The sequence below is a fragment of the Granulicella sp. S156 genome, assembly GCF_009766105.1.
Lineage (GTDB): Bacteria > Acidobacteriota > Terriglobia > Terriglobales > Acidobacteriaceae > Granulicella.
In genome coordinates, this window is the sequence record NZ_LMUH01000001.1 from 227443 (window position 1) to 243631 (window position 16189).

The window sequence follows — 16189 nt, forward strand, 5'->3', positions numbered from 1 at the left end:
TTTAATTCGCAGAGGGCTTGTCCACATGGTCGATGACGATCACGTCGACTGGTGTCTTCTTCGCATCCAGCTTCAACCCAATCTGCTGCTGAATCGCATCGAATAGTCCAGGCGCTGCCTCAACATCGTCGGCCTGCTTTGGCAGTTGCGGCGGATGCCCGTTGAACTCCGAATCATCGGGCGTGAACGTGAAGGTGAAGTCAAATTTTCCCGTAAGTCCTGTCTGGTCCACTACCGGCCGATCCAGAACGAGTGACTGAAGAAAACCGGTAAAATCCACCATCGTTCCGTTAATGACTCGCAACGACAGGCCGCCCTTCCCAGGCCCAAAGCCGAGACCAGGCAGCGGCCCATTCAACTGGGTTGGCGTCAGCTTCTGCCCATTCTTCCCTACCGTAAGCACAAACGCCGAGAGCTCTCGTTTGTCGTGATGGAACTTCAGGCTGAAGCGGTCGGCCAGCAGCTTTCGAATCATGCTTCTAATCTGTTGGGGATTCGGTGTCCCTTCCTTGTCAGGAACCGCGGCGATGTCGTATCGATCCTTATCCATCCACGCAGGACCGCCCTCGATCTGTTTCGCCTGAACCTCGTACGCAAATGCAATCAGGTCCACAAGAGAACCGTTGCGGATTGTGAAGTTACGGCCATTCATCGTAAGCTGCTGCAGGCTCGTGGCTCCGGAGTCGTTCGGCTTAATGGTCGCCACGTCAAACGACGGATCGGCGTCCGCCGCCATCAGCTTCGGCGGCTTCGGAGGCTCTGGAATCTCCCAGGCCGTCTCTTTGGTCGCACGCACGAGGTTCAACGGCAGGGGTGTCCCCTGGGTCCAGTTTCCCGTGATCGTCTTACCGTCCGCACTCAGCTTGCCCTCATAACTGCCGATGATGAGCTCGACCTTTAGAGTCGAATCAACAAATTTAGCGGAAGAGGCTTTGAAAGGCTGTCCGCCTTGGTCGATGCTGTACATGACAGCCTTCAGCCGCTCATCGTCCTTCGAGAGTTGTAGGACAATCCGCAACTCTTTACCGTTGGGCGGAGTCAGTGTTCCCTGCCAGGCTCCGGTGATGTCCTGGGCGCGCAGAGCGCTCCCCACCAGGGTTGCGAACGCGACGATCCACAGAAACATCTTCTTCATAAAGAATCTCCTGAAAACCTGTTTGCAGACTTCCGACCAGGACCCGGCGGATAAAACGACACCGTGCCTTTATAGCAGTAAGACGATGCGCGGTAGACGGATAGAACCTAACTCAGTAGCTACACCCTACGCGTCAAGCTTATAGCGTGTTTCCGACAGACGATACAGCGGTCGCCACACCAGCCGGTTGATCGTCACCACCATCAGCGCCATCACAATCGTGGAGAGCAGCAGCAGATGGAACTCGCCATGGTCCGTTGCCGAGCTGATCTGCGCACCCAGGCCGACGGTCTGCATCGTCTGGTTATTCAGGTGGAAGTATTCGGCAATGATGCTTGCGTTCCAGGCGCCGCCCGATGCCGTAACCATACCCGTAATCAGGAACGGAAAGATGCCCGGCAGGATGACCGTGCGCCAGCGCTGAATCGTGCCGAAGTGGAAGAGCTGTGCCACCTCGCGCAGATCGGACGGAATCGCCATCGCCCCGGCGATCACGTTGAACAGGATGTACCACTGCGTCCCGATCAGCATCAGCAGGATCGACGCGATCCCCATACCTCCGCCCACCCGGATAAGCGCCAGCAGGATGATGGGAAACAACGCCGTCGCCGGCACGGAAGCCGCGATCTGCGCGAGAGGTTGAGCAATCCGCGCCAGCTTGGGATTGAACCCGATAGCAACGCCCACCGGAATCGTCCACGCCGCAGCAATGAGCAGAGACACATTCACGCGCAGGAAGGTAGCAGCAGCGCCGCGCAAAACCGCACCCAACTGTGGCGCTCTTACCTCCCGAAGCAAGACCAGTGCTTCCGACGCCAGATAGATCACGCCCCCAAGAGCCAGCAGCACGGCCAGCCAGCGAAACCAGGCAATGCCCTTCTTCTCTGGGGCCACACTCTCCTGATTCATTCGCTTGGTCCGTCGTTCTGCCAGCGAGCAATAGATGCTCTCCGACATCGGAGTCAGCGTGTGGCGGCGCAGCGTACGCAGCGCCCCGGAGTGCGTTAACAGGTGCAGCAACGGCGAACGTACACGCGCTCCACCCTCCACCTGCTCGAACTTGAACTTATCGCTCCAGGCGATCGCTGGCCGCCAGATCAACTGGTCGATGGCCACAATGATACCGATCATCACAGCCAGCCCCATGATGATCGCGCGCGTATCGTTATTGCTCGCGGCAGTCTGCAAATAGGAGCCGAGCCCCGGCAGACGAAAATCCCGCGTGCCCAGCACAAACATCTCGCACGCCATGAGGAAGAACCATCCGCCGGCCACGGACACCATCGAGTTCCACACCAACCCGATCGCCCCATACGGCAGCTCAAGCTGCCACAACCGCTGCCAGCGCGAAAAGCCATAGATAGTGGAGGCCTCGCTCAGCTCTCGGGGAATGCTCTTGATCGACGAGTAGAAGCTGAAGGCCATGTTCCACACTTCGCCGGTAAAGATGAGCACGATAGCGCCCATCTCAACGCCGATCTGCCTCGTCGGGAAAAGCGCCACCATCGCCAGCATCACACCCGGCAAAAAGCTCAGCACCGGAATCGACTGGCAGATATCCAGCCCCGCCACCATCAGCGGCTCTAACCGACGGCTATAAGCGGCGACGTATCCGTAACCAACAGCGAAGAGCAGACTCAACACATACGCCAGACCAACGCGGACTACCGAATAGAACGCATAGAGCGGCAGCGCACGTGGACTGAGCGAGATAACGATCTCCGGCTCAGCATGCCCAAACCAGTAATGGGCGATGCGTACCACGCCATAAAAGCAGGCAAGTCCGATGGCCGCGACGCACAGATCCATCACCACCGGCCAGGTGCGCTTCAGCGCCTGCGAGCGTGCCAGGGTCTCGCGGCCACGGATCGAACTCAAGCTGCCAGGAAGCCGAATCAAGCGCCGCTCTCCACCGTGGATTCCGTCTCAGTGTCGAGCTTTTCTGCCTGCACAAAACGGCGGCGCGAGGCGTCAAAATCAAACAGCTCCGCGTACCGTCCCCAGTTCACCGCCGTCTCCAATTGACGAATGGTCTCTTCCTCGGTGAACTGTTCATCCAGCATGTCGTGGAAGAACTCCTCATGAACGGTATGGTCGCTCTTGGCCTCGATCGCGCGCACGATCTGCCGTAGCAGAAGGACATGCTCGATAGCCGCCTCGCGGAAGAGCTCCTTCTGCCGCAGGATCTCGGAGTTGGCATACTCTGCCCCCAGTGGAGTGATGACGGCAGTTCCATCGCTCACAGTGAGGAACCCCAGCATCTGTGCCGCATCCACGATCGGCAGAAGGTGGTCGATCTCAAAGGCGAGGTCATCGGCCAGGTGATACATGTCGTATTTGCCGCTGTGGTCTTCCAGTAGCTCCAGCAGCCCTGCGATGCCGCCAGGCCGCGCATGCGGCAGCATCTGATACTGCTTGGGCCGCTGTTTGCTGCGGGTCTGGCCGTCGCCAGTCTGCGGCAACTCCGGCGGCTGCTCCTCCGGCTGGGTCAGTACCTTGTAGATGTAGTCGACGAGCTGGTGAAACGCCGGTCCCTTCCGGTCCCGCGGATGCGCGAGATTTACCTCGAAGTCCGTTCGAACGCGCCCAGGATTACGGCCCAGCACGATAATTCGGTCGGCCAACAGCACCGCCTCTTCGATATTGTGCGTGACGAGGAAGATGGCTTTCGTGGGGATGGTTTTCTTCTGCCAAAGCTCCAGCAGTTCGCTGCGCAGGTTCTCCGCCGTCAGCACATCGAGCGCGGAGAAGGGCTCATCCATGAACAGCACCTCCGGCTCGACGACCAGAGCCCGGGCAAAGCCCACCCTCTGCCGCATACCGCCCGAGAGCTCCTTCGGATAGGCCGCCTGGAAGCCGTCGAGACCGACCGTATCCAGAATCGCCAACGTCCGCCGACGGCGCTCGTCCGCATCCATGCCGCGAGCCTTCAGCGGGGCCTCTACGTTCTCCAGCACAGTCAGCCACGGAAAGAGCGCAAAGCTCTGGAAGACGATGGACACGTTCATATCCGCCGTGGCAACCGGCTTCTCATGCCAGTACACCTGTCCGGCAGATGGCGCCGAAAGGCCCGTCAGCATACGCAGCAGCGTCGACTTCCCCGAGCCCGACGGCCCCAGCAGCGCAACGATCTGCCCCTCAACGATAGAAAGGTCCGTAGGCGAGATGACCTGGATGCGGTTCTCGCTCGGTTGCGCGTAATACTTCTCAATCTGCTCGGCTCGAATGATCGAAGTTTGCATAGTCCAGCGGTTTCCTAAGCCCACCCTGCTTCGCAGATGAAACCGTCACCGCACAGGCACGACAGTTAAACAGCTGGTGGAATTTCTCACAGTTATCTCTACATCATCTCCTGATCGCATTACATCTCTATCAATCGCAGAGTCGGCCAGTCACAAGATGATGCAGGTTTTGCTAAATTTCGGGACACAGCTCGTGCGAACACCGCCCGATACTTACAGACATTCCCTTGGGATATATAAGCACACCTGACACAAAAGAGGTGACTGCCCTCCTGGAAGAGGAGATGTGGGCGACCATTAGCGCAATTACCTGTCGTCAGGTTTGCTTCTATGGCGACGGGAGTGGTCTAGAAGTAAACAAGTCTCTTCATCATCTTCGATAAAGCTGCGGATCGTCTCGTTTATAGAACGAAGTAGCGTCTCGATCTCAGCAGTCGAACAGTTGCCTATACGAATCCAAATGACCTTCGGAGAATTACGGTCCAAGACGCTTCGTTCGGCAAAATCGGAGTCTTTGGAGACAATTGCAAATCCGTGCGCCTTAGCATATTCCCATACAGCGTTGTCATCCGCACCACCTAAATTGCAGCCATGGACGTGCTTTAGATCGGAATAAAGGTCTGCTAAGGACTCCACCAATTGCGGAGAGAGGTTCTCATCCAGGAGAAGTTTCACGCCGCCAGAATTTCCAGCTTTCGTTCACGGTCTGCGGCAAACGCCAAACAAGCCCGAATATCCTCTTCGGTCAGATAAGGAAAATCCTGAAGAATCTGGGCATGCGTCATACCGGACGCCAAGTATTCGAGGACGTCATAAACGGTGACGCGTAAGCCTCGAATGCAGGGCTTCCCACCGCGCTTGCCGGGCTCCATCGTGATGATGCCTGAATACTCCATGGGTTAAGCCTAGGCCAAAAGCACCTAACGGGCAAATAGAAAGATAGAAATAATCCTTTTCGGGCAACAGCCCCAATCACCGGTTCCGCTTCGCCACTGTCTTCGGAACATCCAGGTTGAACTCATGGCGAACCACCGTATGGGAGAGCACGAGGCTGGTCGTGGGAACGCCATAGTTGAGCAGCTTCATGATCAGGTGCTCCAACTCCTCGATGGAGCTGACGAGAACCTTCATCATCAGCGCATCGCCTCCGGTCACGTGATCGCACTCGCGAACGGCATCCAACGTCTTAACAAACTGGATGAACTGGCGGTACCGCTCCCCATCGCAGACCATCCGTATATGCGCCTTCACGGTAAAACCGAGCGCGGCCGGGTCGATATCGACCCGATACCCTCTGATGATCTGAGCATCTTCCAGACGGCGCACTCGTTCTGCGGTAGCCGAAGGGGAGAGTCCCACTCGCCTGCCCAGCTCTGCATAACTTGCCCTGGGATCTTTCTGCAGTTCAGCTAGTAACTTTCGACCGATACTATCGAGATTCGAGTCCATTTCCATCTCTAAGTCCTCCAGCATGACTGTTTCAGTGGCATAGCGTCGATGGCCTGTCAGTGCCCCGCAAGTAAGGATCTATTGTATAGACCTCAGTAAGCCATTGATTCAAGTGCTCTAGCTAACTTTATGCACCAGAATCAAAGGTCACACGTCAAAAAGTCGGCTTATCGCTCTTCCTCGTGACTGAAGTTGTCGCTTATTTCCAGACAAACACTCAAGGCAACAACTTCACGGTCGCATAGACAAACGAGGCCCTCGGTCCCTCTGGCAGAAGGGTCACCTCGGTGTCCAACTGTGAGATGCGAAGAAACTGGCCTGCATCCAAAGCAAATGTTGGCCGATCGGCCAACAGAACATGAACCCTCTCGGCGGCGCAAAGCACGACAACATCGTCATACGGAGGAACCAGTCTGACTTCCCTCTCCTCAGCGTGGATCGCAGCCAAGGACGTGCCACACCTCACCATCAGATTCAGATCTTCCGTCGGCCCTGCGAGCAGCTCACAAAAAACATCTTCTTCCCCACGAAAGCTGAAGGGCTGCCAAAGCTCTGTTAAAGGATGCTCCGGCCAGGCGGGAGAACGAAGCACTACACCCTCTCCCCGCCAAAGCAGAATGGTCCGATCTACGCCCGGAAACGCAGAGAAACTACCGGAAGTATGGATCTCCGCCACGCTGATGCGCCAGAGAAAATCATCCAGCCCTGCCCCTTCAGGCTCTACAACAAGCGTGCGCGTGACGCCCCCGCCGTTCTTCCAGGAGACCGGAGGCAAACTATCAATCGCGAAGGGACCGGAGATGACCATAAAAGAGCACGATCTCAATTCCGCAGCAGCGGCAACTTAAGACCAAATTTACTCGCCGTCTCTTCCGCGAGCCCGTAACCCGCATCCGCATGCCGCATCACACCGGTCGCGGGATCGTTGAACAACACACGCCTCAGACGCGCATCGGCTTCCACTGTTCCGTCGCACACGATGACCACACCCGCATGTTGCGAATACCCCATCCCCACCCCGCCGCCGTGGTGCAAACTCACCCACGTAGCGCCTCCCGCAGTATTCAGCAGGGCGTTGAGCAGCGGCCAGTCGGAGACCGCATCCGAGCCGTCCTTCATGGATTCCGTCTCTCGATTCGGGCTTGCGACCGAGCCGGTATCCAGATGGTCGCGGCCAATCACGATCGGGGCCTTGAGCTCGCCATTCCGCACCATTTCGTTGAAGGCCAGTCCCGCAAGATGCCTCTGCCCCAGACCAAGCCAGCAGATACGAGCCGGAAGCCCCTGGAACGAGATGCGCTCGCGTGCCATGTCCAGCCAGCGATGAACATGCTCCGCCTCCGGGAAGATCTCCTTGATCTTCGCATCGGTCTTATAGATGTCCTCCGGATCACCCGAGAGCGCCACCCAACGGAAGGGTCCTTTGCCCTCGCAGAACAGTGGCCGGATGTAGGCCGGAACAAAGCCCGGAAAGTCGAAGGCATTCTTCACACCGGCCTCCAGCGCCACCTGGCGAATGTTGTTGCCGTAGTCCACCGTAGGAATACCCATCTGATGGAAGTCGAGCATCGCACGCACATGCGCAGCGCAGCCTTCCGCCGCAGCCTGGCGCAACTCCGCATGCTGTGCGGGATCCTGCGATGCTTCTTTCCAGCGATCCACACTCCAGCCTGCAGGCAGGTAGCCATTGATCAGATCGTGCGCGGAGGTCTGGTCCGTAACCAGGTCCGGACGCAATCCGCCGGCCTGTGCGCGTCGCACCAACTCCGGCAGGACCTCCGCAGCATTGCCCAGCAGCCCTATAGACACAGCCTCTTTGCGCTCACAGTGGTGCTTCACCAGTTCCAGAGCGTGGTCGAGGTCCTTCGCCTGCTTATCGAGATAGCGCGAACGCAAACGAAAGTCGATACGCGATTGCTGGCACTCGATGGTAAGAGAGACCGCATGCGCGAAGGTCGCCGCCAGCGGCTGCGCTCCACCCATGCCTCCGAGCCCTGCCGAGAGTATCCAGCGGCCGCGAAGATCTCCATAGTGCTGCCGGCCGGCCTCCGCAAACGTCTCATACGTTCCTTGCACAATCCCCTGCGAGCCGATATAGATCCAGCTGCCCGCCGTCATCTGCCCGTACATCATCAGCCCTTTGCGATCGAGTTCGTGAAAGTGCTCCCAGGTGGCCCACGCAGGCACCAAGTTGGAGTTCGCGATCAGAACGCGCGGCGCGTCAGGATGAGTCTGAAAGACGCCAACCGGCTTGCCCGACTGCACCAGCAGCGTCTCGTTGGGTTCAAGTTCCTTGAGGCAGCGCAGTATCTCGTCGAAGCACTCCCAGTTGCGTGCAGCACGGCCGATGCCTCCGTAGACCACCAGACTCTCCGGAGCCTCGGCAACCTCGCTGTCCAGATTGTTCTGCAGCATGCGGTAGGCGGCTTCGCTCAGCCAGTTCTTGCAGGTAAGCTCCGTGCCACGCGGCGCACGGATGTGGCGCGTAGGATCGAAACGCCGTGAGGCCGACTTCGGCTCGCTGGGAGGAACGGGGAGTTCGACGGACGACGGCATGGGCTGCTCCTTCATGGGTTCTGATTTGCTTTTGCTTTTGCACTTGTTTTTCTTGTTGTCATTCCGAGCGCAGCGAGCGAACCTTCTTCCTCCCGTTCTTTGTTCGGATCACTCAGAAAACATATAGGACAGAACTGCAAATGCATGGTTTGAGCTAACGCATAACGTGTGTGGTGGCACTAACGAAAAGCGGGAGAAAACAGGTTCACTCGCTCCGCTCGGAATGACAACAAGAAAGGCAAGAACAAAAAACATCATTCATCCCATCACCGGCTACGCCGCAACAGCAACCGCAGCCTCAATACCATTCAACAACCCCGCCGCAATAAACGCGTCCGCCTTCCGCATCGGAACAGCGAGGACGCAATCCTTCGTCCACGCCGGCACATGCTCTCGCAAGCGCCGAATCGCCTCCTGCAACATCGGCGTCGTCTCACCCTCCCCGCGAAGATCGAGAGCTCGCGCGGCGGCGAGCAATTCAATGGCGACAATCGTACGCGCCAGCCCAACCGACTGTTCCAGCTTCAACGCGGAGGTCATACCCATGCTCACAAAGTCTTCCTGGTTGCCGCTCGTAGGCAGCGAGCCCGTGGACGCCGGCGTAGCCAGCACGCGCATCTCCGCGTACAGCGCCGCTGCCGTCACCTGCGCCATCATCAAGCCGGACTCCAGCCCCGGTGCAGAAGCAAGAAACGCCGGAAGCCCTTCATTGAGAGTCGGATTCAGCAGGCGCTCCGTGCGCCGCTCCGAGATGCCTGCAATCTGGCAGAGCGCGATCGCCAGATAATCCAGACTCAACGCCAGCGGAGCCCCATGAAAGTTGCCGCCGGAAAGAATGTCCTCGTCGAAGACCAGCGGGTTATCCGTCGCGCTGTTCAACTCGATCTCAAACACACGCCGCGCCTCACGTAGTGTGTCCCATGCAGCGCCATGCACCTGCGGAATGCAGCGCAGGCAATAGGCATCCTGAATGCGGCGATTCTTCCCCTGCGTCCGCGGGATAGGACTATCCGCCAGTAGACTGCGCATATGCGCCGCGCTGTGTACCTGGCCGGGATGCGGCCGCACCTCGTGAAGCCGTGCATCGAATGGCACCGGAGTTCCACGCAGAGCTTCCATCGTCAGCGCGGCGGTCGTCTGTGCCGCCACAAACAGCGTCTCAAGCTCATGCAGTTGCAGGCAGCCGATCGACAGCATCGCCTGCGTCCCGTTCAGCAGTGAGATCCCCTCTTTGGCCTGAAGCACTAATGGCTTAAGCCCTGCAGCCTGCAAACATTCGAGCGCCGGCCTCACTACTCCCTCGAACTCGGCATCGCCTTCCCCAATGAGCGTCAGCGCCATATGCGCCAGCGGAGCCAGGTCACCACTCGCCCCCACGCTTCCGCGCGATGGAATCACCGGCGTGATGCCGTGGTTGAGAAGCTCGCAGATACGCTCCGCGATCACCGGACGAATTCCTGAAACACCCTTGGCCAGCACATTCGCGCGGATCACCATCAGGCCACGCACCACCTCGCGCGCCAGCGGCTGCCCCACACCGCAGCAGTGTGACCGCACCAGATTGATCTGCATCTCGGCAATCTCCGAGGAGCCCAGCGCGATATTGGCCAGCAGGCCTACACCCGTGTTCAGGGCATATACCGGCTGTGAACTGACCATAGCGTCCTCGACCAGGCGGCGGGAGGCAGACATGCTTTCGATACTGGAAGCAGAGATACGTACCTTGGTCTTGCCGTAGGCAACGGCTACAACTTCTTCGACGGTGAGGCTCATTCCATCTAAATGGATCATCTGCTCATCTTAGGTAGCGATCGGCTGTAGAGTGAATGGGCAATCCACGCTTATATCCCTCACTTTGAGAGGATTGCGGGGTTTATTTTGTTCATCACCGCTCGATCGCTTGTCCTATGAAGCTACAACCGGCGTTACGAGCGCGCCGAAATGGTGCGGACTGCAACCTCGCGATAGCGAGACACAATCTCATCCGCCAGAGCATGCCGTCCCTCGGTCACTACCGCGCGTCCGTTCATCACAACATCGCGCACTGCGGTGCGCTCCAGAGAGAACACGATCATCGACAGCAACTCCTCAGGAGCGACACCGGCGATAGAAACATCCTGCAAATCGACCGAGAAAAAGTCGGCTGGCCGTCCCGGCTCCAACAGGCCAGTCTCCATTCTCAGGCTCCCTGCACCACCCGCAGTTGCATAGCGAAACAGCCGCGCAGCCATGTCTTCCCCATCGATTCCATCGAGCAGAACGCGCCGCTGCCGCTTCAATCGCAGGTGATAATCCAGCTCACGCGCATCTTCGAGCAGATTGATCGTGGCTTGACTGTCGGAGCCAAAGGAAAACAGAATGCCCTGCTCAATCGCCTTCTCCGCATCGATGATACCGTCGCCAAGATTGCGCTCCGTCGTCGGACAGGAACAGATCGTCACGTTCGCCTTGGCGAGCGCTTCCACCTCATCGGGAGAGGTATGGATGGCATGCACCAGCGTCAGCCGGTCGGAGAGCAATCCGTTCTGCGCCAGCAGGCGAATCGGCGACAGACCATACTCACGCTCACAGGCGGCGATCTCCGCAACCTGCTCCGCGATATGCATATGGACGGGCAGGTTGCGCTCCTCAGCCCACGCCGAGATGCGCTTGAGACTCTCCAATGTCACCGCTCGTATGCTGTGCGGCGCAACGCCCATCGATACAGTGGAGCTTTCATCCCGCAGATCATCCGCAAGACGGTCCACACTCTCCAGATACTCCTCACAACTCTCATAGAAACGCTGCTGGCCTGGGTTGGGTGGGAGTTCATATCCGGCTCGCGCATAGGCCACACGCAACAGACAGACGCGAAGCCCAACGGAGTTGGCAGCATCGATGATGCGCTTTGCCAGCAGATTCGGATCGTCATACGGCGTCCCATCCTGGCGGCGATGCACATAGTGGAACTCTCCGACCGCGGTGATGCCGGAGAGCGCCATCTCCAGAAAGGTCATCCGCGCGACATCGAACACGTCATCCGGCTCAAGCTGGGAGGCGGCGCGATACATCGTATTGCGCCATGCCCAGAAATCGTCTCCATTGGGCCCGCAGTGCTCTGCAACTCCGCGAATCAACCGCTGAAAGCTATGCGAATGCCCATTGACGAGCCCCGGGAGGATTGCCTTGCCCGGCATCTTCACAGCCATCAAATTATCTGTTGCCAGGTCAGCGCCAATGCGAAGAATCGAGCCATCATCGCCGACAAGAAGCCCCAGTCCGGGGCGGAATGTGCCCTCCGTATAGAGAAGATCGGGCAGATAAAGTGTCGGCATCCTGAGGCTCGCTTTCAATTGGAACTAACGCAGAGTGTAGCTAAATAGTGTGACCTGACGAAATGTGCTTTCGCTCTTGTTCTCGCTTTTGTTTTGTTCTTGCCTTTGCTTTTCTTGTTGTCATTCCGAGCGCAGCGAGCGAACCTGCTTCCTCCCGTTCTTTGTTCGTATCACCCAGAAAACATAGAGGGCAGAACTGCAAGTGCGTTGTTTGAGCTAACACATAAGGTTAGCGGTGACACTAGCGAAAAGCGGGAGGAAGCAGGTTCGCTCGCTGCGCTCGGAATGACAGCAAGAAAAGCAAAAACTCAGATGCACCTCGAAGGCAACGAAGAGCTGCTCTGATCCTATCGACTCATCACACTATCCGAAAAGTGGATTCAACGGCCATCGAGAGCCTTAATTCCTGGAATCACTTGTTTCAGAGCATTTTCTCAAGTGAACAACCACTACGCCGGCAAACTATGCAACAACAAACTCTTCACCGTCTCCGTCCACTCTTCCAACTCACTTAGCGGAACACACTCACGCTCACTATGTGCTGTCTCCATATCACCGGGACCAATCACAACAACGTCCTCAGCGAGCGCCGCAAAGCGTGTTGCCTCCGAGCCGAAGGAGATCCCTGTCTCCGCCCGGCCAAGCATACGACTGAGCGCAGCCCCAAGCCGAGAAGCCGAGTGATTCGCAAAGCCCGCATCCGCACGTAGTAAACGCACATCAATCCGGCACTGTGGGTGCAGGCTTGCAACCTCTGCCGCCAACTGCTGAACGACCTGACCGCCGTGCCGCGGATCTTCTCCCGGCACCGGACGCCACTCCACGAGAAAGTTGCACTCCCCCGCCACGATATTCTTCGCCGTTCCGCCGCCCACAACGCCAACATTGAAGGTGGTATACGGCGGGCTGAAAAGCGCATCGCATACCTTCTCGCCTGTCTGTTGCCATTGCTCCAGCTTGACGATAATCTGCGCGGCTGTGCTGATGGCAGAGACTCCCTTATCCGGAAACGCGCTGTGTGCCTCTCGTCCCACAACACGCACCTCAGCCAGACCGTACCCCTTGCCCGCAGTAGCAGGCCGCAGCGAAGTCGGCTCACAGACGATCACACGCCGCGGCCGGATAGCGCCGCTCGCTACCAGCCGCGTTGCGCCGATACATCCAATCTCCTCTTCTGCGGTAAAGGCGAAGGCCACCGGCGTATGCAGCGTCTCCACATCTACCTGCAGCGCCGCAGAAAGCAGACCTGCAAGCGAACCCTTCACATCGCAGGAACCGCAACCGTGCAACTGACCGTCTACCTCAACGAGCTGGGTAGCGGCTGCCCATTCTCTGCGAAAGGGCACGGTGTCGGTATGGCATACGAAGAGCAGCTCTACCTCTGGCAAGTGATCGCGAAACCTATGCGGCACAGCCAGCATGTTGGCCTTCTCAAGACCATCCGCGGCGATATAGGGCAGACGCTGCGTGTACCACCCTCGTGGCTCCAGAAGCTCCGCAATCGCATCCAGCAACGGGCCATTAGAGACGGACGAGACACTCGGAATCGCCACCAGTGTGCGCAGGATCTCAGCTGCGGCTTGCATACTCTAGATCACCTCACAGCCATCGACGAAGACCCGCGGACGCGCGGGCGTCGCCAGAAAATACGCAAGCTCCCGGTAGTCTTCGCACTCGTGGATGACGAAGTCCGCACGCTTACCCGGTTCAAGAGAGCCCACCTCATCCGCCATATCCAGACTAGCGGCGGCGTTGATCGTCGAAGCAACGATAGCTTCCGAAGGCAGCATGCGCAGATATAACGCAGCCAGCGCGATGATAAAAGGCATCGAGGCTGTAGGCGACGACCCAGGATTGAAGTCCGATGCGATGACCGGCGCTAGACCGGCCGCAATCATCGCGCGTGCATCGGGATACTCTGTTCGGCTGAGCGCAAAGACCGACGCGGGCAGAAGCACAGGCTGCACCCCTGCCGCGCGCAGGGCTTCGATTCCCTCCGCGTCGGTGCATTCCAAATGGTCTGCGGTCTTCGCTCCTAACTCCGCTGCCAGCTTTGCGCCACCATCTACGCGGAACTGTTCAACATGCATGCGAAGCCCCAGGCCACTTTGCTTTGCCTGCTGCAGTATCCTCCGCGCCTCATCAACCGTAAAGGCATGCTCGTCGCAGAACACATCGCAGTATCGCGCGAGACCGTTCCTGGATACCTCCGGAATAAGCTGCTCCGTAATCATGGCGATGTAGCCTTCGCGATCTTCGCGAAACTCTGCCGGAACGATATGAGCCGCCAGCAGCGTGGGCACAATACGCAGCGGCATCAACTCCTGCAGGGAGCGCAAGACGTTCAGGATCTTCAACTCCGATTGCTCCGTCAGCCCGTATCCGGACTTCGCCTCGATCGTGGTTGTGCCGCCGCGGAGAAACCACTCCGCATGACGCCGCGCCGCGCCTAACAACTCCTCTTCACTGGCTCTGCGCGTGTGTTCGAGCGTTGAGGCGATACCGCCGCCGCTTGCAGCGATCTCCTGATACGTGCGCCCTGCAATCCGCTGCTCGAAGTCGCCGATACGATTGCCGCCAAAGACCAGATGCGTATGCGCATCGACGAACCCCGGCAAAACTGCCCGTCCGCCGGCATCGATCACTTCGACATCCCGAGGTAGCAGAGACTGAAGATCTCTATAAAAGCCGACAGCCGCCACGCGACCCTCTTTGAGGAACATTGCCGCATCGCGAAGCAGGCCCAACTCCTGCAGCTCAGCGCCGGCTCGCGGCCTGGCCGGCCCGGCAAGCGTCAGCAACTGCCCGCAGTTGACCACGATAGAAGCCTGGGACCGAACTCGCACGCCTGAGTGTACCGCTCCCTCTGCTGCATCCAAAGTCACTTGCTTCCATCCATCAACGCCACCCACTGCGCGCGATATTCGCACTACTCAAAACTTCCGCACGTTAGGAAAGTGTCTTTTTACGGCAGAGCCCAACAGCTGGAAATCGCCGTAGCCAGAAGAAGAAGTTCGCGATCGGCAAACATCGCACATTTCAGGGCAAGAACCGTCAAATTCTAACGATTGATATAAAAACTGGGCGATCGACAGTGTTTTTTTGAATCGACTATTCATGTCAGCACGTCTGAATCCAGACCGCTATGTTCTATGTTAGACATACACGCATGTGTCTTTTTGCCCAAGCAAGCGTCGAGAGGCAAAGAACTTCGAGAGCTTCCTGGAGATAAGTGAATGAACGAGCAACATAAACGTGTAGCTGAGACAAGTGTCCTCAACCGAGTGCAGTACGCTTGCACAGCCGGCATGCTCCTCCTAAGTGCAGGCATGCTCTCAGGCTGCGAGAAGAAGGCCGCACCTGCCGGACCTCCGCCAGCTTTGCCAGTCACGGTCGTCGAAATCCAGCCTACCGATGTAGCGCTCACGAACGAATGGGTGGGAACGCTGGACGGATATGTGAACGCCCAAATCCAGCCCCAGGCTAACGGCTATCTGATCAAGCAGAACTATAAAGAAGGTGCACAGGTCTCCAAGGGGCAAGTTCTCTTCGAGATCGATCCACGTCCGTTCCAAGCCTCACTGGATCAGGCTAAGGGTCAGCTGGACCAGGCCAAGGGTCAAGTACTGCAGGCGCAGGCGCAAGTCGGGTTAGCGCAGATCAATGTCAATCGCGACACGCCGCTGGCACAGGCCCATGCGATTGCACAGAGCCAGCTCGATACCGAGACCCAGACACTGGCCCAAGATGCCGCCAGTGTGAAATCGGCGCAGGCATCCGTCGCCGCGACTGAGGCTGCCGTTGCCACTGCAAAACTGAATCTCGGTTTCACGCAGGTGCGTTCGCTTATCACCGGCGTTGCAGGACTTGCGACAACGCAGGTCGGCAGCCTCGTCAACACCCAGACTTCCCTTACCTCTGTCTCGCAACTCAACCCGATCAAGGTCTACTTCTCGATCAGCGATGCCGAGTACCTGAGCCTCTCGCAGCGCGCCCATCAAGGCAAGGGTGACGACTTCCTGCAGAGCGCGGCCGCAGTTCCCCTTACACTTTCGCTCTCAAACGGCCAGGATTATCCGCTCAAGGGACATATCGTCTTTGTCGATCGCCAGATGAACGCCCAAACCGGCGCAATCCGTATCGCTGCAGCTTTCCCGAACCCCAACAACCTTTTGCGCCCTGGACAGTTTGGACGCGTCAAGGCTGCCACCGAAATGCGCCATGGAGCTCTTCTCGTTCCTCAGGTCGCCATACAGGATCTACAGGGACTCCATCAGGTCTATGTAGCCACAAACGGCAAGGCTCATCTCACGACTGTCGAGCTAGGTTCGCAGATCGGTACCAATTGGCTTGTCGAGAGTGGCATCGAGCCAGGCGCACAGGTGATTACAGACAACCTACAGAAACTCGGCGAAGGTGCTCCCGTCTCTCCACACCGCGGCCCTGCGATCGCCCCAACCGATGCAGGCAACAACTCGGCTGGGAGGTAGTCC

13 protein-coding genes are annotated in these 16189 nt (G+C 58.1%); 1 reads left to right on the forward strand and 12 read right to left on the reverse strand.

Features of this window, described 5'->3' with window-relative positions:
* Position 1: 1 nt before the first annotated feature.
* The 12 genes from GSQ91_RS01070 to hutI form a co-directional block, all read right to left on the reverse strand.
* Complete coding sequence (locus GSQ91_RS01070; protein WP_158819398.1) at positions 2-1135, reverse strand: TIGR03435 family protein; 1134 nt, start codon at positions 1133-1135, stop codon at positions 2-4.
* Between the two features lie 126 nt (positions 1136-1261).
* Complete coding sequence (locus tag GSQ91_RS01075) at positions 1262-3034, reverse strand: ABC transporter permease subunit (protein ID WP_158819399.1); 1773 nt, start codon at positions 3032-3034, stop codon at positions 1262-1264.
* Entirely contained in the window at positions 3031-4377 is a 1347-nt protein-coding gene (locus GSQ91_RS01080; protein ID WP_158819400.1) for a nitrate/sulfonate/bicarbonate ABC transporter ATP-binding protein, read from the reverse strand. Before GSQ91_RS01080 ends, GSQ91_RS01075 begins: the two co-directional genes overlap by 4 nt.
* A 306-nt stretch (positions 4378-4683) precedes the next feature.
* Positions 4684-5052 (reverse strand): DUF5615 family PIN-like protein, encoded by a 369-nt coding sequence (locus GSQ91_RS01085; RefSeq protein WP_158819401.1) that lies wholly within the window; start codon positions 5050-5052, stop codon positions 4684-4686.
* Positions 5049-5273, reverse strand: a complete 225-nt coding sequence (locus GSQ91_RS01090; RefSeq protein ID WP_158819402.1) for a DUF433 domain-containing protein — start codon at positions 5271-5273, stop codon at positions 5049-5051. Before GSQ91_RS01090 ends, GSQ91_RS01085 begins: the two co-directional genes overlap by 4 nt.
* Positions 5274-5349: 76 nt before the next feature.
* Positions 5350-5826 (reverse strand): Lrp/AsnC family transcriptional regulator, encoded by a 477-nt coding sequence (locus GSQ91_RS01095; RefSeq protein WP_254064303.1) that lies wholly within the window; start codon positions 5824-5826, stop codon positions 5350-5352.
* A gap of 217 nt (positions 5827-6043) precedes the next feature.
* Complete coding sequence (locus GSQ91_RS01100; protein ID WP_158819404.1) at positions 6044-6634, reverse strand: HutD family protein; 591 nt, start codon at positions 6632-6634, stop codon at positions 6044-6046.
* A gap of 14 nt (positions 6635-6648) precedes the next feature.
* Positions 6649-8382 carry a urocanate hydratase gene (gene hutU, locus GSQ91_RS01105; RefSeq protein ID WP_158819405.1) on the reverse strand — a complete coding sequence of 578 codons (1734 nt, stop codon included), beginning with the start codon at positions 8380-8382 and terminating at the stop codon, positions 6649-6651.
* A gap of 273 nt (positions 8383-8655) precedes the next feature.
* Positions 8656-10173 carry a histidine ammonia-lyase gene (hutH, locus tag GSQ91_RS01110; RefSeq protein WP_158819406.1) on the reverse strand — a complete coding sequence of 506 codons (1518 nt, stop codon included), beginning with the start codon at positions 10171-10173 and terminating at the stop codon, positions 8656-8658.
* Between the two features lie 134 nt (positions 10174-10307).
* On the reverse strand, positions 10308-11696 hold the full coding sequence (locus GSQ91_RS01115; protein WP_158819407.1) for a formimidoylglutamate deiminase: 1389 nt from the start codon (positions 11694-11696) through the stop codon (positions 10308-10310).
* Between the two features lie 449 nt (positions 11697-12145).
* Positions 12146-13282 carry an acetylornithine deacetylase gene (gene argE / locus GSQ91_RS01120; RefSeq protein WP_158819408.1) on the reverse strand — a complete coding sequence of 379 codons (1137 nt, stop codon included), beginning with the start codon at positions 13280-13282 and terminating at the stop codon, positions 12146-12148.
* A 3-nt stretch (positions 13283-13285) separates the two neighbouring features.
* Complete coding sequence (gene hutI / locus GSQ91_RS01125) at positions 13286-14542, reverse strand: imidazolonepropionase (protein WP_158819409.1); 1257 nt, start codon at positions 14540-14542, stop codon at positions 13286-13288.
* 390 nt (positions 14543-14932) lie between these two features.
* Between hutI and GSQ91_RS01130 the strand changes: the two genes are divergently transcribed.
* Positions 14933-16186 (forward strand): efflux RND transporter periplasmic adaptor subunit, encoded by a 1254-nt coding sequence (locus tag GSQ91_RS01130; protein WP_158819410.1) that lies wholly within the window; start codon positions 14933-14935, stop codon positions 16184-16186.
* Positions 16187-16189: the final 3 nt, after the last annotated feature.